At 43.3% G+C, this 18,675-nt stretch carries 16 protein-coding genes; 10 read left to right on the top strand and 6 right to left on the bottom strand.

Annotated elements, in window-relative coordinates; translation table 11 throughout:
- Positions 1–166: 166 nt before the first annotated feature.
- The gene (locus tag R7E42_RS15105) at positions 167–940 is read left to right on the top strand and encodes a DUF1853 family protein (RefSeq protein ID WP_054578020.1); all 774 of its coding nucleotides are present in this window, start codon (positions 167–169) and stop codon (positions 938–940) included.
- A 61-nt stretch (positions 941–1,001) separates the two neighbouring features.
- On the opposite strand, the gene pgm is transcribed toward R7E42_RS15105, so the two are convergent.
- Both pgm and seqA read right to left on the bottom strand, forming a co-directional pair.
- Positions 1,002–2,648, bottom strand: a complete 1,647-nt coding sequence (pgm, locus tag R7E42_RS15110) for a phosphoglucomutase (alpha-D-glucose-1,6-bisphosphate-dependent) (RefSeq protein ID WP_318072790.1) — start codon at positions 2,646–2,648, stop codon at positions 1,002–1,004.
- A gap of 92 nt (positions 2,649–2,740) precedes the next feature.
- On the bottom strand, positions 2,741–3,283 hold the full coding sequence (seqA, locus tag R7E42_RS15115) for a replication initiation negative regulator SeqA (RefSeq protein ID WP_005382149.1): 543 nt from the start codon (positions 3,281–3,283) through the stop codon (positions 2,741–2,743).
- 92 nt (positions 3,284–3,375) lie between these two features.
- Between seqA and R7E42_RS15120 the strand changes: the two genes are divergently transcribed.
- From R7E42_RS15120 to fldA, 3 genes are all read left to right on the top strand, one after another.
- Positions 3,376–4,143: an alpha/beta fold hydrolase gene (locus R7E42_RS15120; protein ID WP_017819953.1), complete on the top strand. Its 768-nt coding sequence runs from the start codon at positions 3,376–3,378 to the stop codon at positions 4,141–4,143.
- Positions 4,144–4,255: 112 nt separating this feature from the next.
- Entirely contained in the window at positions 4,256–4,477 is a 222-nt protein-coding gene (locus R7E42_RS15125) for a DUF2788 domain-containing protein (RefSeq protein WP_005393038.1), read from the top strand.
- Positions 4,478–4,525: 48 nt separating this feature from the next.
- Positions 4,526–5,059 carry a flavodoxin FldA gene (gene fldA / locus R7E42_RS15130; RefSeq protein ID WP_005382146.1) on the top strand — a complete coding sequence of 178 codons (534 nt, stop codon included), beginning with the start codon at positions 4,526–4,528 and terminating at the stop codon, positions 5,057–5,059.
- Between the two features lie 52 nt (positions 5,060–5,111).
- Here fldA and R7E42_RS15135 read toward each other — a convergent pair whose 3' ends face one another.
- A complete protein-coding gene (locus R7E42_RS15135; RefSeq protein ID WP_005382144.1) occupies positions 5,112–5,615 on the bottom strand; it encodes a DUF4442 domain-containing protein in 504 nt (167 codons plus the stop codon).
- Between the two features lie 200 nt (positions 5,616–5,815).
- On the opposite strand from R7E42_RS15135, the gene fcrX reads away from it, so the two are divergent.
- Positions 5,816–6,265, top strand: coding sequence for a ferric iron uptake transcriptional regulator FcrX (gene fcrX, locus R7E42_RS15140; protein ID WP_005382141.1), 450 nt, complete (start codon positions 5,816–5,818; stop codon positions 6,263–6,265).
- Between the two features lie 222 nt (positions 6,266–6,487).
- Here the strand turns inward: fcrX and glnS are convergent, their stop codons facing one another.
- Together glnS and nagE are read right to left on the bottom strand one after the other, a co-directional pair.
- Positions 6,488–8,158: a glutamine--tRNA ligase gene (glnS, locus tag R7E42_RS15145; RefSeq protein WP_171343128.1), complete on the bottom strand. Its 1,671-nt coding sequence runs from the start codon at positions 8,156–8,158 to the stop codon at positions 6,488–6,490.
- Positions 8,159–8,434: 276 nt separating this feature from the next.
- Positions 8,435–9,928 carry an N-acetylglucosamine-specific PTS transporter subunit IIBC gene (nagE, locus tag R7E42_RS15150; protein ID WP_005384985.1) on the bottom strand — a complete coding sequence of 498 codons (1,494 nt, stop codon included), beginning with the start codon at positions 9,926–9,928 and terminating at the stop codon, positions 8,435–8,437.
- A 489-nt stretch (positions 9,929–10,417) separates the two neighbouring features.
- Between nagE and nagA the strand changes: the two genes are divergently transcribed.
- The 4 genes from nagA (at position 10,418) to asnB (ending at position 16,337) form a co-directional block, all read left to right on the top strand.
- Entirely contained in the window at positions 10,418–11,554 is a 1,137-nt protein-coding gene (gene nagA, locus R7E42_RS15155) for an N-acetylglucosamine-6-phosphate deacetylase (protein WP_005384983.1), read from the top strand.
- Positions 11,555–11,556: 2 nt separating this feature from the next.
- Positions 11,557–12,771 carry a DNA-binding transcriptional regulator NagC gene (gene nagC / locus R7E42_RS15160; RefSeq protein WP_005382105.1) on the top strand — a complete coding sequence of 405 codons (1,215 nt, stop codon included), beginning with the start codon at positions 11,557–11,559 and terminating at the stop codon, positions 12,769–12,771.
- Between the two features lie 81 nt (positions 12,772–12,852).
- Positions 12,853–14,442: a cation:proton antiporter family protein gene (locus tag R7E42_RS15165; RefSeq protein WP_005384981.1), complete on the top strand. Its 1,590-nt coding sequence runs from the start codon at positions 12,853–12,855 to the stop codon at positions 14,440–14,442.
- 230 nt (positions 14,443–14,672) lie between these two features.
- A complete protein-coding gene (gene asnB / locus R7E42_RS15170; RefSeq protein ID WP_005382100.1) occupies positions 14,673–16,337 on the top strand; it encodes an asparagine synthase B in 1,665 nt (554 codons plus the stop codon).
- A gap of 115 nt (positions 16,338–16,452) precedes the next feature.
- Here the strand turns inward: asnB and rfaH are convergent, their stop codons facing one another.
- Positions 16,453–16,953 carry a transcription/translation regulatory transformer protein RfaH gene (gene rfaH, locus R7E42_RS15175; RefSeq protein ID WP_005382098.1) on the bottom strand — a complete coding sequence of 167 codons (501 nt, stop codon included), beginning with the start codon at positions 16,951–16,953 and terminating at the stop codon, positions 16,453–16,455.
- Between the two features lie 333 nt (positions 16,954–17,286).
- Between rfaH and R7E42_RS15180 the strand changes: the two genes are divergently transcribed.
- A complete protein-coding gene (locus R7E42_RS15180; RefSeq protein WP_005382097.1) occupies positions 17,287–18,675 on the top strand; it encodes a peptide MFS transporter in 1,389 nt (462 codons plus the stop codon).

The following is an 18,675-nucleotide window of genomic DNA, read 5'->3' on the forward strand; positions in this document are numbered from 1 at the left end:
GCAACCTAGTTGATACAACAACGTTTTGACATCTGGCACCTTGATATCATTTAGGTCTTTAAAGTGTATCTCGAACCCTAATATCGATGCTAGCCACCCTACCCTCAAAAGCAAATTTAGTTACAATAACAAAGCTTGTCGCCTCACCATAAATTTAGGGATACGGATGAACCAACTGCAACGCTTTTACCAATGGATCGCCACTTCACCTCCGCTTTTCAAGTTACGCCCTCCGTTTGCAACCTTAGAAGATGTCTCGGTCAAACCTTTGAATAGCTCAGAACAATACAATGGTAATCCGAGACTGGGTTTTTTATATCAGCACCTATGCACTGCGGCTCTTTCTAATTCAGAACGATATCAGATTATTGCCGAAGAAATTCAGTTAAACGACGCGGAAGGTAAGACCATTGGTGCTGTCGATTTAGTGTTGAGGAATACAGAATCAAATCAGATAGAACATTGGGAAGTGGCGATTAAGTTTTATCTTCTTTACAACGGCATTTGGTATGGCCCGAATGCTCACGACCAGTTACATGCAAAATTGGATAGAATGCTCACGCATCAGCTGAAAATGAGCGATCGCCCGGAATTTCAAAAAATAATTCCTTTAAACGACTCTCCAGAAGAGCGCCTAATGATGCAAGGACGACTCTATATTAATCCGTTTACTCCAGAGCCAACTCCTAAGGAGTGCTTGGGTTATGAATTAAATCCAAGTCAGATAAGTGGTTACTGGTGCTATCAACGTCAATGGGATTTAATTGGTAAACCCCTTTATCATTTACATAAACCATGCTGGGCGACCGGTACAGATGATTTCTCTCAACCTATTGAAAAGCCTTTAGATCGATTCATACACGCACAAACGGAAGACGGTCAATTCTGGTTTGTGGTACCAGATTCATGGCCCGGAGATAAAGCGGTTCGGGGCACTTAAACATGAAAGGGTTGATGTTTTCACATCAACCCTTTGCTAGATACATTGACCATTGGATGTTTTACAAACCAGCGGCTGCAAACACTTGATTAACGATCTCTTGTGCTTCAGCTTCGATTTGTTTCAGATGTTCTTCACCTTTGAAGCTTTCACAGTAAATCTTGTAGATGTCCTCTGTGCCTGATGGACGAGCAGCGAACCAACCGTTAGCTGTCGTTACTTTAAGGCCACCAATCGCAGCACCATTGCCTGGTGCATGCGTTAGACGAGCAGTGATCGCATCACCTGCTAGAGTTTCAGCCGCAACCTTTTCTGGTGACAACTTCTTCAATACGTCTTTTTGTGGGCCATTTGCTACAGCTTGAATACGGTTGTACTTCGACTCACCGTGCTTCGCCGCTAGCTCTTCATAGTAATCTTGAGGGTTCTTACCCGTTACCGCAGTGATCTCTGCTGCTAGAAGGCATAGCAAGATGCCATCTTTGTCTGTTGACCAAGGCGTGCCATCTTTACGAAGGAATGACGCACCAGCACTTTCTTCGCCGCCGAAACCAAACTTACCAGTGTACAGACCGTCTACAAACCATTTGAAACCAACAGGCACTTCACATAGATCACGACCTAGATCCGCAACAACACGGTCAATCAGCGCACTTGAAACTAGTGTTTTACCAACAGCGACATCTTTACCCCACTCGTCACGATGACGGTACAAGTAGTCAATACAAACGGCTAAGAAGTGGTTCGGGTTCATCAAACCTTTTGGCGTAACGATACCGTGACGGTCGTAGTCAGGATCATTACCAAATGCTAAATCGTATTCGTCTTTCAGTGCCAATAGACCCGCCATTGCGTAAGGAGAAGAACAGTCCATACGCACAACGCCGTCTTTATCTAGCGACATGAATTGGAAAGAAGGATCGATCGATTCACTTACTAGCGTTAGGTCTAGGTTGTATGCCTGACCAATTTGACGCCAGTAATCGATACCGCTGCCACCCAATGGATCTACACCAATCTTCAGGTTCGCCTTTTGGATTGCTTCCATATCGATAACGTTCACCAGGTCATCGATGTATGGCTTCACCAAGTCCATCTCTACAAACAGATCCGATGCTTTTGCTTCTGCTAGTGGTAGGCGTTTCACACCTTGTAAACCTTCAGCAATCAGTTCGTTCGCACGATCTTCGATAGCTTGAGTCAACTCAGCTTCTGCAGGACCACCATGTGTCGGATTGTATTTGATACCGCCGTCTTGTGGTGGGTTATGTGATGGAGTAATAACGATACCGTCTGCTTTTTCATCGTGTTTGATGTTGTAAGTCAGAATCGCGTGTGAAATACCCGGTGTTGGCGTGTAACCGTTGTCTTGTTGGACAATCACTTTCACACCATTTGCAATCAGTACTTCAATCACACTTGAGAAAGCAGGCTCAGATAGCGCATGCGTGTCTTTACCCACAAACAACGGGCCAATTGTGCCTTGCTCAGAACGAACTTCTGCTACCGCTTGAGCGATCGCTAAAATGTGGTTTTCGTTAAAAGTGTGCTTGTCTGCAGTACCGCGGTGGCCAGAAGTACCAAATTGAACTTTGTGTTCTGCGTTTGCCGCGTCTGGTTGAAGTAAGAAGTAGTTAGCAACGAGTGCTGGGATATTGTGAAGATCTTCCTGCTGCGCTTTTTGCCCAGCACGAGGGTGCATAGCCATGTTTGACATCCTTTCTTTCAATACAAATAAAATTAAAAAAGCCTCATAATATCCGCTCACTGCGACGCATTATGAGGCTTCTATCAGGTTTCTTAGATTGAACCTGTTACTTTTTCTATTAAGTCAGGTTGGAACCCCATGTGTGCCATCACTTGTTCAACCATCTGTCTTTTACGACTTGTATTGTTATTCGTGATAACCCAAAACGGTGTGCCAGGAATGGCTTTTGGCTTGGTCGTATTACCGTTTGCTAGCAAGGTTTCTTCATTATCTGCAAAGTACACGCGTTTGCGTCCTTTTACATTCGTAGCCTGGGCGAAACCTTCTGGATTCAATTTATGTAAGGTCGATAATACCAACATAAAGCGATCAATCGCTTTTTTTAGACCGGCAAACTCATCAGAAATAAGCAGCGAACGCATTTCTTTCACTACATCAACAGATTCCGTTTTACCCGCATCTTTACTTACTACAATCCCTTGTGGCTTCTCTACTACAGGCGCGGCTTTAGCTTCCTGCAACTGACCATCAAGGTTTAAAAGGCGTCGCAAAATATCCGAGGCGCTTTCACCGATATGCTTAGTTTGACTAGCTATATAACGGTATAGATCCTCATCAACCTCAATTGTTTTCATTCGCTTTTCACATTCTCAATGTTTAAACTCTGGGGGATTATAACGAGATCCACGCGGATACTCCACGTTAAACCCATCACGAATAAGATAAAATGTCAGCATTACTCAACTATAAGCAGGAAGGCCAAGGCCAAACAGTTGTTTTGATTCACGGATTGTTTGGTAGTTTAAGTAATCTGGGTCTACTCGCCCGCGATCTTATTAAAGATCACACGGTGATCAGTATTGATCTGAGAAATCACGGCCTCTCTTTCCACTCCGAAGTCCATAACTATACCGATATGGCAAAAGATGTGGCTCAGCTCCTTCAGCACTTAAACGTTGAGCCATCTATTGTTATTGGTCACTCCATGGGCGGAAAAGTCGCGATGGCTCTTGTGGACATTGCTCCAAATGTAGTCAAGCAGTTAGTCGTTCTCGACATGGCGCCTGTAGCCTACACTACGAACCGTCACGATAATGTTTTTAACGGCTTACATGCTGTTATTAATGAAAAACCAGCAAATCGACAGCAAGCCATGGATATCCTAGCTCAACATATTGAACTCGATGGTGTAAGACAATTTCTCTCTAAATCACTGTACAAAAATGGCGATAAGATGGATTGGCGGTTTAACGTACCGAGCCTTTTTGAGAATTATGACCAAATTATTGGCTGGCAAGAAATCACACCAACAGATATCCCAACTTTATTTATCAAAGGCGGCGACTCTGACTACTTAATGCCAGAACATCAGCCGGCAGTGAAGCGACAATTTAACCATGCTAAAGCACACATTATCGCTGGTACTGGTCACTGGTTACACGCCGAGAAACCGACAGAAGTAATGAGAGTCATTCGAAAATACATTTCGAGTTAACAAATTCGAAAAGCAACACTAGATTATTGAAATAACCCTTCTTGTAGTGCATTAACTTTACCGTTTAACAGTGGTATAGTGCGCCCAAGATTTTTCGGCATGAAGGGCTAAAATGCTTTACGACTATATGGATATGCTCGAGTCTATTGGACTCGATCTTCTTTTTGCTGCTATCTTTTTTTTCATCGGGATGGCGATAAAAGATGTGCTAAAGCAAGGCAATGTACCTGTTTTTGGTCGTCGTATTGTGTGGTTAGTCCTTTTCCTAGGCTGTGCTGGCTTTATTGCAAAAGGTGTAATTCAGCTAACTTGGGAAGGCTCAGGGTTAGGTTAAACCCTTAGTAGCATCGCCAATAACAAACAATGTAAAGGTATAGACTCTATGGCAAGTGTAGGTATCTTCTTCGGTAGCGACACAGGTAATACTGAAGCCGTTGCAAAGATGATTCAAAAGCAACTAGGTAAACATCTAGTTCACGTTCAAGACATCGCGAAAAGCAGCAAAGAAGACATTGATAACTTCGATCTTCTTCTTCTAGGTATCCCAACTTGGTACTACGGCGAAGCACAATGTGATTGGGATGACTTCTTCCCTGAGCTTGAGCAAATCGACTTCTCTACTAAGCTAGTGGCTATCTTTGGCTGTGGCGACCAAGAAGACTACGCAGAATACTTCTGTGACGCGATGGGCACAGTCCGTGATATCGTTGAATCTAAAGGCGGCACAATTCTTGGCCATACCTCGACAGAAGGCTACGAATTTGAAGCGTCTAAAGCACTTGTTGAAGGTGACGAAAGCCAATTCGTAGGTCTATGTATTGATGAAGACCGCCAACCAGAATTGACTGACGAGCGTGTTGAAAGCTGGGTTAAACAGATCTATGAAGAGATGTGTTTAGCTGAGCTAGAAGGCTAATCAAATTGAATGATACAAAGACCTCCACTTGGAGGTCTTTTTGTATGTATTGTCACACAGCATCGGTAAGTACTTCCTCTTCGCGATACTGAGGTTTCTTTCTTACATAAAGCTTGCGTTGAACCTCTGAAACCACATTCCCCTGTTTATCTTTTACATGAGTAATAAACTCAGGAAAACACTTTTCTCCATTCCGTGTCATTTGATAAATGTTTTCCAGCATCCCTTCAGTGACCTCAAATTCTGCAAACAAATCACTTTGCCCCGGCTTAATAAAGTTAATGCTTGCCTCTTTATCCCACACATAATATTCCTCTCGTAGAATCCCCATCAGCATCAACGAGTAAATAGGATCAGTTAAAGAGAAAATACTGCCGCCATATTGGGTGCGATTGGCATTTTTATTCCACCAGCGAAGCTTTAAACGTACCTTTACAGTACGGAAGTCTTGAGAAATATGTAAGATTTTAATACCCGCCCCCCAAAAAGGAGGCCAAATATTGAGTGCGAACTTTACAATTCCTGGTTTGTATATCTTCGCTAGTCGCCTATTCATCGCTATCCCTGCCCTCTCCAAGCTTAATGTTACACAATTGTAACTGGTCAGAGCTGTAATATAATGGACCTGTTTCTAATTTACAAAAAGATTCTATTAACCCTTTGAAGTTCGTGGTTTAATGTTCCGAACGCTTATCCTATAATGGTAGGAAGATTGAATTCTGTTAAATCGCTGCAGATGATCCAACGGGAAAGTATATGTCAGATAATAATCAGGCGCTGAAGGATGCGGGTTTAAAAGTAACCCTTCCGAGGCTAAAAATTCTAGAAGTACTTCAGCAGCCAGACTGCCAGCACATCAGTGCTGAAGATTTGTACAAAAAGTTGATTGATCTAGGTGAAGAAATTGGCCTAGCAACTGTTTACCGAGTTCTAAACCAGTTCGACGATGCTGGTATTGTAACTCGTCACCACTTTGAAGGTGGAAAGTCAGTCTTCGAATTATCGACTCAACATCACCACGACCACCTAGTGTGCCTAGATTGTGGTGAGGTAATTGAATTTTCTGACGATCTTATCGAAGAACGTCAAAAAGAGATTGCAGCTAAGTACAATGTCACACTAACAAACCACAGCTTATACTTGTACGGCAAGTGTAGCGATGGTGGTTGTAAAGACAATCCAGATGCACACAAACCGAAAAAATAAGGGTTTGTTAATTTAAAAAGTAAACGTCAGCACATGCTGGCGTTTTTTGTTTCTAGAAGTCAGTACCTTAGACGTCAGTACTTTGGTTACAGAACAAAAGCTACTAAACACCCATCTTTTTTATCCACAGTTTTGCACATCTATATAGCACTCTGTGGGATTAGGTATAAAAAATGCCAGCATTTGCTGGCATTTTTTCATCGCTCTCAGCATTAATCGAGATTATTGATTCTCAATTTTTGCCCAGGTATCACGTAGACCAACCGTGCGGTTGAATACTAGATTATCTGCTGAAGAGTCTTTCGAGTCTGCACAGAAGTAACCCATACGTTCAAACTGGTAACCTTTTTCTGCTTCTGCAGAAGCTAGGCTAGGCTCGACAAAGCCATTGATCACAACTAATGATTCAGGGTTGATAGTAGAAGCAAAATCTTCCGCTGCGCCTGGGTTTGGCACCGTAAATAAACGATCGTACAGACGAATTTCCGCAGGAAGAGCTTTATCTGCTGACACCCAATGAATAACGCCTTTCACTTTACGACCATCTGCTGGGTTTTTACCTAGCGTATCTGTATCATAAGAACAGAAGATCGTTGTGATATTGCCTTCGGCATCTTTTTCAACGCGCTCCGCTTTGATCACGTAAGCACCACGTAAACGAACTTCTTTACCTAGCACTAAACGCTTGTACTTTTTGTTCGCTTCTTCACGGAAGTCTTCACGCTCAATCCACAATTCACGCGTGAATGGCACTTCACGCACGCCCATTTCTGGTTTATTTGGGTGGTTGGCAACTGTCAAGTTTTCTACTGCGCCTGCTTCAAAGTTTTCGATAACAACTTTAACAGGATCCAGTACAGCCATTGCACGCGGAGCGTTCTCGTTTAGGTCATCACGAATACAAGATTCTAATGAACTAAACTCGATCATATTTTCTTGCTTCGTTACACCAATACGCTTACAAAACTCACGAATAGATGCAGGTGTGAAGCCACGACGACGCAGACCTGAGACAGTCGGCATACGTGGATCATCCCAACCATTAACCAGTTTTTCAGTAACTAGCTGGTTAAGCTTACGCTTAGACATCACTGTGTATTCAAGGTTTAAACGACTGAACTCGTATTGATGTGGACGGCTTTCGATCGTGATGTTGTCTAGAACCCAATCGTACAGACGACGGTTATCCATGAATTCAAGCGTACAAATAGAGTGCGTAATGCCTTCTAATGCATCAGAAATACAGTGCGTAAAGTCGTACATTGGGTAAATGCACCACTTATCACCAGTTTGGTGGTGCGTAGCAAAACGCACTCGGTATAAAACTGGATCGCGCATGACCATGAATGAAGAACCCATGTCGATTTTAGCACGAAGACACGCTTTACCTTCTTCAAATTCACCAGCGCGCATTTTTTCAAACAACGCCAAGTTCTCTTCAACAGAACGGTCACGGTATGGACTTGGTTTACCTGGCGCCTTTAGTGTGCCGCGGTATTCACGAATTTGCTCTGGACTTAGCTCATCTACGTACGCTAAGCCTTTGTTAATCAATTCAATTGCATATTCGTAAAGCTTATCGAAGTAGTTTGATGAGTAACATACTTCACCACTCCACTCAAAGCCCAACCAGTTTACATCTTTCTTGATAGACTCAACGTATTCGATGTCTTCTTTTTCAGGGTTTGTATCGTCGAAACGCAGATTACATTGACCCTGGTAGTCCTGAGCAATACCGAAGTTCAAACAGATAGACTTAGCATGACCGATATGCAGGTAGCCATTTGGCTCCGGCGGGAATCGAGTATGCACGCTAGTGTGTTTACCATCCGCTAGATCTTTATCAATGATCTGGCGAATAAAGTTTGATGGACGAGCATCAGCTTCACTCATCTATAGCACCTCAAAAATATTAGTATTGTCAGAGAAAACGGAACCCTGTATCCAAGTATGGTTTCACAGAGTACATTGTTCCTAATGATCCACAATTCTAAGCAATTAGACAACAAGAACTCGCTCTAAAACGACAATATTTATCGAGTTAGCGTGAAAGCAAAGCAGATTCAAAGGGCCTAAACGAAAAAAGGCCTCCTGCGGAGGCCTTTTGCGATGTTGTAGTATCAATTGTTTGCAATACCAATAACAAACAATCACACCACTATTAAACAGTTAAGCTGGTAGCTGAACACCACTTAAGTCTTCATCTTTAGATACATTCTTCATCTCACCAGCAACAATCTCTGCTAGTGGACCAAGAATAACTTGTAGGTTGTTTGTACCTAGCTTCACAACTCCCATAGCTCCAAGATCTTTCAGAGTTTTCTCATTGATAACGCTCATATCTTTCACAGAAAGGCGCAAACGAGTAATACAGGCATCGATAGAACTTAGGTTGTCATGACCGCCAAGTGCTTTCAAGTACTGACGAGCAAGCTCTGAAGAATTGCTTGATCCAGCCACGTTAGATGAAGCTTCTTCATCATCTTCACGTCCCGGTGTTTTAAGGCCAAACTTAACAATCACGGTACGGAACACGAAGTAGTAAACCGCAAAGAAACCAAGACCTTGTACAATGAGCATGTACCAGTTTACCGCTAGCGGGTTACGAGTCGACAATACTAAGTCGACTAAACCAGCAGAGAAACCGAAACCTGCAATCCACTGCATTGATGCCGCGATATAAACTGATAGACCAGTCAGCGCTGCGTGAAGAACGTACAGTCCTGGAGCAAGGAACATGAATGCAAATTCAAGTGGTTCTGTTACACCTGTAAAGAATGAAGCAAACGCAGCTGCAATCATGATAGATGCCACTTTCTCTTTATTCTTTGATTTCGCAGTATGGTACATCGCTAGAGCAGCGCCTGGTAAACCAAACATCATGATTGGGAAGAAGCCCGCTTGGTACATCCCCGTAACACCTACCGTTGCCGTGCCTTCAGCTAATGATTTCGCACCGCCAAGGAAGTTTGGAATGTCATTAATACCAGCGACATCAAACCAGAACACTGAGTTTAGTGCATGGTGCAGACCAACAGGAATTAGAAGACGGTTGAAGAATGCGTAAACACCTGCACCTGCTTCACCCATACCTTGAATGCTTTCACCAAAACTTACCAGACCGCCGTAAACTGATGGCCAAACGTACATCAGGATGAACGCAATAACGATACCAGCAAAAGACGTTAGGATAGGTACAAGACGCTTGCCAGAGAAAAACGCCAGTGCTTTGTGCAGCTCTACGTGAGAAAAACGGTTGTACAACTCAGCAGAAACAATACCAACCAAGATACCGACGAACTGGTTATTGATTTTACCAAATGCAGCAGGTACTTCACTTGGGTCAATGCCTTGAATTTGTGATACTGCACCAGGGGCCAAAAGCGTTGTGACAACTAAGAAGCCCACGAAGCCTGAAAGTGCAGCGGCGCCATCTTTGTCTTTAGACATTCCATAAGCAACACCAACAGCGAACAATACTGACATGTTGTCAATGATCGCTGCACCAGCTTTAATAAGAAATGCAGCAAGTGCACTGTTTGCGCCCCAGCCATTTGGGTCGATCCAGTAGCCAATACCCATGAGTATTGCTGCTGCAGGAAGTGTGGCAACCGGCACCATAAGCGCCTTACCCACCTTCTGGAAGTATCCGAGAATGTTCACCTTAAGTTCCCCCTATAGGATTAGATGTTATGTTGAATGACTTATTTCAGCCGTCCAATTTAGTCATCCTAAGTTTATGATATTAATTTTGCTCCGCAAATTAAAAGCTCACCGTTTGTGATCATAATCACCACAATTTGCCCTTTCGGAAGGTTTTTGCTAGCGAGATCATAAAACTTATTTTATTATACGAAAAAATGGCGTTTTAAAGATAATATTCTCGCACTTTATGCAAGGCAGAATCAGTGTTATTTTGGTATCTAGGCGGGTAAATCACTGTAACTTTGCTCTGAAAAAGAATCATAAAAAACCATACAATTATTACTTTTCAGTTAGTTACTATGACAATAACATCGATAAAACGCGACTTGCTGTATGTGACTCGTTATCTAATTCAGTGATACAAACTAAGTACCCATATGACTGAAGCAGTCTCTACTTAGATAACGATATAGAAATTGAATTCTCATCTATAAGGACTAGCTGACTATGTACGCGCTAAGTAACTGTAAAATTTATACCGGTAGTGATGTTCTTACCGATCATGCGGTCATCATCGAAAACGATCTTATTCAATCTATTGTGCCGGTTTCTGAGCTACCTCAAAGCATCGAAGTAAAAGACCTTGCAGGCGCTAATCTAAGTCCAGGCTTTATCGATCTGCAGTTGAACGGTTGTGGCGGTGTAATGCTAAACGATGCAATTACCCCTGAAACCATGCAAATCATGCACCAGGCAAACCTCAAATCTGGCTGTACTAGCTTCCTGCCAACACTCATTACATCATCTGATGAAGATATGCGAACTGCAATTGCCGCAGCTCGTGAGTACCACAACAAATATCAAAATCAATCGCTTGGTTTACACCTCGAAGGTCCTTACCTTAACGTCGCGAAAAAAGGCATCCATAACGTCGATTTTATTCGCCCATCAGACGAAAGCATGATCGACCTTATCTGCGCAAACGCCGATATCGTAGCGAAAGTAACACTAGCACCTGAGCATAACGACCCAGAGCATATTGCGCGATTAAAGGCTGCTGGCATCGTGGTTTCAATTGGCCACACAAATGCAACCTACGCCGAAGCACGTAAAAGCTTTGAAGCAGGCATTACTTTTGCTACACACCTCTTTAATGCAATGACACCAATGGTTGGTCGTGAACCAGGAGTTGTTGGTGCAATTTACGATACTCCTGACGTTTATGCTGGCATTATTGCTGATGGTTTTCACGTCGACTACGCAAACATCCGAATTGCTCATAAAATCAAAGGTGAAAAGCTTGTTTTGGTGACGGATGCCACAGCTCCAGCAGGTGCTAACATTGATCACTTTATTTTTGTCGGTAAGAAAGTATATTACCGAGATGGTAAGTGTGTTGATGAAAATGGCACGCTAGGCGGCTCAGCTTTGACAATGATTGAAGCAGTTCAGAATTCAGTTGAGCACGCGGGGATCGCTTTAGACGAAGCTCTACGAATGGCCACGTTATACCCAGCAACAGCAATTGGTGTTGAGGATCGCCTTGGCCGAGTTCGAAAAGGGATGGTTGCAAACCTGACTATTTTCGATCGTGACTTTAAAGTAAAAGCGACGGTTGTTAACGGACAATACGAGCAAAATTAAGCATGAATGGCGGACAGATTGGTAATGTAGATTTAGTAAAACAGCTTAACAGCGCTGCGGTATATAGGCTGATTGATCAGCAAGGTCCTATCTCCCGTATTCAAGTCGCGGACGTGAGTCAGCTCGCGCCTGCTAGTGTTACCAAAATAACCCGCCAACTTTTAGAGCGCGGCCTTATTAAGGAGGTCGCCCAACAAGCTTCAACTGGTGGTCGTCGTGCGATCTCTTTGACTACTGAAGTCAAACCTTTTCATTCGATTGCCGTTCGCTTAGGTCGAGATTACGTACAGTTCAGTTTATACGATTTAGGTGGTACCGCGCTGGCAGAAGATCAGCATGAACTGCACTACACTAACCAAGCAGACTTAATCGCAGGACTTATCGATTTATTAAAAGATTTCGTAAGCCGATGCGAAGACAAAATTGATCAACTCATCGCTATCGGCATCACTTTACCGGGCCTTGTTAACCCAACAACTGGCGTGGTCGAATACATGCCTAATACCGATATCGATAATCTTGCTCTCGGTGAAATTGTTGGAGAGAAGTTTAATACAGCATGCTTTGTTGGCAACGACGTACGTGGCATGGCGTTGGCTGAGCACTACTTTGGAGCAAGCCAAGACTGCCAGGATTCTATTTTGGTTAGCGTCCACCGCGGTACTGGCGCAGGTATTATCGTTAACGGCCAGGTTTTTCTTGGTTTTAACCGCAACGTCGGTGAAATTGGTCATATCCAAATTGACCCGCTTGGTGAGCAATGCCAATGTGGAAACTTTGGCTGTTTAGAAACCGTAGCTGCAAACCCAGCGATTATTCAACGAGTGAAGCAACTGATTACTCAAGGATACGAATCAAGCTTAACCGACCTTGAAAACATCACAATTGAAGCGGTATGTCAGCACGCAATGAATGGTGATGAACTTGCGAAACAGAGTTTAGTGCGAGTGGGCAACCAGCTAGGTAAAGCGATTGCGATTACGGTTAACTTATTTAATCCACAGAAAATTGTAATTGCTGGCGATATTACTGCAGCACAAGATATTGTTTTCCCTGCAATTCAACGCAACGTAGAGAATCAATCTCTTAAAACTTTCCATAACGACCTCCCTATCGTGGCTTCTCACATTGATAAGCAGCCAACGATGGGCGCATTTGCGATGATTAAACGCGCTATGCTAAACGGAGTTTTGTTACAAAAGTTACTGGAAGACTAAGTTTATACAACCAATTGAGTTACAATCTCGGGCTGTGTTTTCACAGCCCGTTTTTGTATATCAGGAATACAGCTCAACAGTATGGAAATTATTCTAATTACAGCCGCTTTTTTAGCTGGTTTTATTGCGCTTAAATGCAGCCTCCCTCCCCTCGTTGGTTTTCTACTAGCTGGATTTGGCTTGCATGCATTTGGTTACCAAAGCAATGACGTTATTGTCACTCTCGCAGATCTTGGTGTTACTCTTCTTCTGTTTACTATTGGACTCAAACTCGATGTAAAAACCCTGCTGTCCAAAGAAATATGGGGAGGGGCAACCGCCCACAACATACTCTCTACCGCTTTTTTTGCCCTAGCGTTATCCGGCTTAAAACTACTGGGCTTGACTTCGCTAGCCAGTATGGACGGCAGCCAAATCCTGCTTTTAGCTTTTGCACTATCGTTCTCTAGTACCGTTTTTGCCGTAAAAGCATTGCAAGAAAAAGGCGAAATGAACGCGACCTACGGCACACTCGCGATCGGTATCTTGGTTATGCAAGATATTTTTGCCGTAGTATTCCTGACTGCTTCAACCGGAAAAGTCCCAGAATGGTATGCCATCGGTTTGTTCGCACTGCCTTTCCTTCGTCCCCTATTCTATAAGCTGCTCGATAAAGTTGGCCACGGCGAAATGCTGGTGCTATTCGGTATTTTCTTCGCGCTTGTTGTCGGTGCTGGGCTATTCGAGTTGGTCGGGATGAAACCAGACTTGGGCGCGCTAATTTTAGGCATGCTACTCGCAGGTCACCCAAAAGCCTCAGAACTATCCAAGTCATTATTCAATATGAAGGAGCTCTTTTTAGTCTGCTTCTTTTTGAACATTGGTTTATCCGCCTCATTGAGCGTGAATGGCGTCGTTCTCGCCCTGCTATTTATCTTACTGCTACCAATCAAAGGACTCTTGTACTTCGTCACTATTAATCATTTTAAGTTTCGAGTACGTACCTCTTTGCTCGCCTCTTTATCACTATTTAACTACAGTGAGTTTGGTCTTATTGTTGCTGGGTTGGCCTATAAAATGGGCTGGATGCCAAGTGATATGCTTGCTGCGATTGCGGTTGCGGTGTCGGTATCCTTTGTAATTTCCGCGCCACTTAACCGCCTTAGCCATAAAATTTATCAACATTCAGGTAAGTGGCTGCAAGAGACAGCGGTAGAAAAGCTCAATCAACGCGACCAACTCATCAACCCAGGTCATGCCCAAGTATTGATCTTAGGTATGGGGCGTATTGGAACGGGCGCTTATGATGAGCTACGTTCACGCTATGGCAAAATTTCATTGGGTATAGAAATTCGTGAAGACGCTGCACATCATCATCGTTCAGAAGGAAGAAATGTGATTTCTGGTGATGCCACCGACCCGGATTTCTGGGAGCGAATTTTAGATACAGGTCATGTAAAACTGGTTCTGCTTGCAATGCCACATCATCAAGGTAACCAAACAGCACTTGAGCAGCTTAAACGCAGAAAATATAAGGGGCAAATTGCCGCTATCGCCGAATACCCAGATCAATTGGAAGGCTTACTTGAAAATGGCGTTGACGCAGCATTCAATATTTATAGTGAAGCTGGTAGCGGTTTTGCTCGACACGTCTGTAAACAACTTCAACCTAAATTCACACCAATTAAATAAGCAACAGCACTGATATTTTTCGGAAGGCTTTCTATTGATAGAAAGCCTTTTTTGTATAGTTTTTATACCAAACCTTGATCTCATTCACCAAAACAACGGTTGAGTTAAATATTTTCCATACAACAAGGCCTTTTATCATTTTTTTAATCACAAAACGTTGCTTTTTTTATTAGTAATGGCAAATTTAAACCATACCGATTAGAAATTGTTTAGTTTAGTAAGGATGTAGTATGTGTTCAGTATTTGGCATTTTAGACATTAAAAGCGATGCAGCCGCATTGCGCCCTATCGCATTAGAGATGTCGAAAAAACTTCGTCACCGTGGCCCAGACTGGTCTGGGATTTACTCTTCAGAGCGTGCTATTTTAGCGCACGAGCGCTTGGCGATTGTTGGTCTAAATAGTGGTGCACAGCCGCTATACAGCCCTGATAAGAAGCTCATCCTTGCCGTCAATGGTGAAATCTACAACCATAAAGAAATTCGTGCTCGTTACGAAGGAAAGTACGAATTTCAAACCGATTCAGACTGTGAAGTCATTCTTGCACTTTACCAAGATATGGGCGCAGATCTCCTTGAAGAACTAAACGGTATTTTCGCTTTTGTGCTCTACGACGAAGAAAAAGATGAGTATTTAGTCGGCCGTGACCATATTGGTATTATCCCTCTTTATCAAGGTCACGATGAGCATGGTAACTACTATGTGGCATCAGAGATGAAGGCTCTTGTTCCAGTATGTAAAACAGTAAGTGAATTCCCTCCTGGTAGCTACTACAGCTCTAAAGATACTCAGCCAACACGTTACTATGTTCGTGACTGGAACGAGTACGCAGCAGTACAAGGTAACAGCACTAGCAAAGAAGAATTGACGGAAGCGCTAGAAGCGGCTGTTAAACGCCAACTAATGACTGACGTGCCTTACGGTGTACTTCTTTCAGGCGGTCTAGATTCTTCTATTACATCTGCGGTAGCAAAACGCTTTGCAGCGATGCGTATTGAAGATGATGAAAAGTCTGAAGCTTGGTGGCCTCAACTGCACTCTTTTGCTGTTGGCCTAGAAGGCGCGCCTGACCTGAAAGCCGCTCGCGAAGTTGCCGACCAAATTGGTACCGTTCACCACGAAATGACGTACACGATTCAAGAAGGTTTGGACGCGATTCGTGACGTGATTTACCACATTGAAACGTATGACGTGACGACTATCCGCGCATCAACACCTATGTTCTTAATGGGTCGTAAGATCAAAGCGATGGGTATCAAGATGGTATTGTCTGGTGAGGGCGCTGACGAAATCTTTGGTGGCTACCTTTACTTCCACAAGGCGCCAAACGCGAAAGAGTTCCACGAGGAGACAGTGCGTAAACTGCTTGCTCTGAACATGTTCGACTGTGCTCGTGCTAACAAGTCGCTGGCAGCATGGGGAGTTGAAGGACGCGTACCTTTCCTAGATAAAGAGTTCATAGATGTAGCAATGCGCTTGAACCCAGCAGACAAGATGTGTGGCAACGGTAAAATGGAGAAACACATCCTTCGTGAGTGCTTCGAGCACTACCTGCCAGAATCGATCGCATGGCGTCAAAAAGAGCAATTCTCTGATGGCGTTGGCTACAGCTGGATCGATACGCTGAAAGAAGTAGCAGAACAGAAAGTGACAGACCAGCAGATGGAAACAGCTCAATATCGATTCCCATACAACACGCCAACGACAAAAGAAGGCTACGTGTACCGTGAAATCTTTGAAGAGTTATTCCCACTTCCATCAGCAGCAGAGTGTGTACCAGGAGGCCCTTCAGTAGCGTGTTCTTCAGCGAAAGCGATTGAATGGGATGAATCGTTCCAAAACTGTGTTGACCCATCAGGTCGTGCAGTACAGACCGTTCACAACGACTCATACTAATTCTCTACGATAAAGATAAGGGTCGGTTCGTCCAACCCTTTTAAAACAGACAAAAAATTAGATACGATCAAAAAGAGGTGCTTTTGCACCTCTTTTTATGTTTGATGGAATTAGGCTATTTTAAATCTAAATCACTATTGTCTATGCTGACAGGCACACGCTTGGTGATCATCTGAACTAGCATAATTGAGCGTTTCTCACCATCTTGTTCTTGGAAGATGGCATCTATGCCCGCAAATTGACCGCTTTTAACTCTAATTTGATCGCCTGGTTTTGGCATACATTCAGAAACGGTATTGTCATTACAACACTTTTCTAGCTGCATCAATTCGAAGACCAAGTCACCTTGAACTTCTTTCGGTTGAGCACCAAAACGCACAAAGTCAACAACACCTCGAGTAGAGCGGACTGAGGTGAAGTTTGGCCCTTGCTCATAATCAAAGTAAGCGAATACGTAACAAGGAAACAGCGGTTCCTCGACTTTTTGTCTTTTACCGCGCAAAATCTTCTCAACTTCTACAGTTGGATAAAAGCACTCTACACCTTGATTTTCAAGGTGTTGTTTCGCCCTAACCTGCTCCCCACGTTTACAATAAAGTAGATACCAACGTTTCATCTTTTTACTAGCCAATTCTATTTTGTTTTTATCCTAGCATTAAGCCAAAGTTGAGTCATTGATATTCAGTTTATCTATAAAAGTATGATTATACATCGCTCGCATTAACGACATTTTTCAGCAACTTACGATAAAGAAGTCCATAGGCAAAAATGGAAATTAAGTTTGTAACACAACCAATACACCATCATATAATCTGCAAATCCAATCAAAAACAGCCAGTTAACAAACAAAAATAGTTGAATGGCAAAATTTTATTATTTGTCACTCGTTGAATTGCATTGTATACGTAGAAGTCGTTAAAAAATGTAATAACTATTATTAGAAGAGCTTATGTCAAACCAACATCAATATTTTGGTCATCCACGTGGCCTGTTCTTATTGTTCGGTACAGAACTGTGGGAACGCTTTTCTTACTACGCAATGCGTGCCATTCTCGTGCTTTACCTTACTGATACAACAATGAATGGCGGCCTTGGCTGGTCAACCAAAGACGCATTAGACCTATACGGCATATACACAGGGCTTGTGTATATCACGCCTCTTATCGGTGGTTACCTAGCAGATAACTATTTAGGTCAACGTCGCTCAATTTTGCTTGGTGGCGCGTTAATGGCCATCGGCCAGTTTACTCTTGCACTTCCTGCTGATGCTTTAGGTATTGGTTCGCTACACAGTTTCTATTTAGGTCTTGGCCTACTTATCACTGGTAACGGTCTCTTTAAGCCAAATATCTCAACCATGGTTGGCGACCTTTATCAAGAAGGTGACAACCGTCGTGACGGCGCATTCACTATCTTTTATATGGGTATCAACTTAGGTGCATTACTTGCCGGCGTCGTTTCTGGCTCTGTGACAACCTCTTACGGTTGGAAAGCTGGCTTTGTTGCCGCTGGTGTGGGTATGCTGGTTAGCCTAGTGATGCAAATGGTACTGGCTCAATCATGGCTTGGTGATATTGGTCGCGAACCAGCGGCGAAACGAGATCTAAACAACAAAAACGCCACCACGAAGCAGCCACTCACCAAAGAAGAAGTGAATCGACTAAAAGTAATTCTGGTCATGAGCTTATTCACTATTGTCTTCTGGGCAGGCTTTGAACAAGCTGGTGGTCTGATGAACATCTACACTCAACAATATACTGATCGCATGATTGGTGGTTTCGAAGTTCCTGCTGCATGGTTCCAATCACTAAACCCATTTTTCATTATTACTCTAGCGCCAGTTCTGGCTGTCCTTTGGGTAAAATTGGGTAAACGTGAACCTACTTCGCCAGTGAAATTTGCGATGGCACTATTTTTCTTGGCGATTGGTTTCCTTTGTATGGTTGGCGCAGTGCTAGAACAAGGTGGAGATACAACAGTAAAAACATCGATGTTATGGTTGGTCGGCGCTTTCTTCTTCCACACATTAGGCGAGCTGTGTTTATCTCCAATTGGTCTTTCATTGGTGACTAAATTAGCACCGCTTCGCTTAGCTTCACTTATGATGGGTGCATGGTTTGGCTGTAATGCGATTGCTAACTATGTTGCGGGCTATGTGGGTTCTCACGTAGGCGAGTTAGGCGCTATGGCTATCTTTAGTGGTATTGCGGTCAGCGCAACCGTAAGTGGCGTAATTTTGCTCCTATTCTCTAATACACTCGTTCGCTGGATGCATGGCGCTGAAAATACGCACAGCACGGCAGAGCAAGTAGAAGAGCAGCAAGTACAAGTCGCTTGA

Origin of the sequence: Vibrio sp. Vb1337, from assembly GCF_033338715.1 — a bacterium.
In the GTDB taxonomy this organism is placed as follows: domain Bacteria; phylum Pseudomonadota; class Gammaproteobacteria; order Enterobacterales; family Vibrionaceae; genus Vibrio; species Vibrio alginolyticus.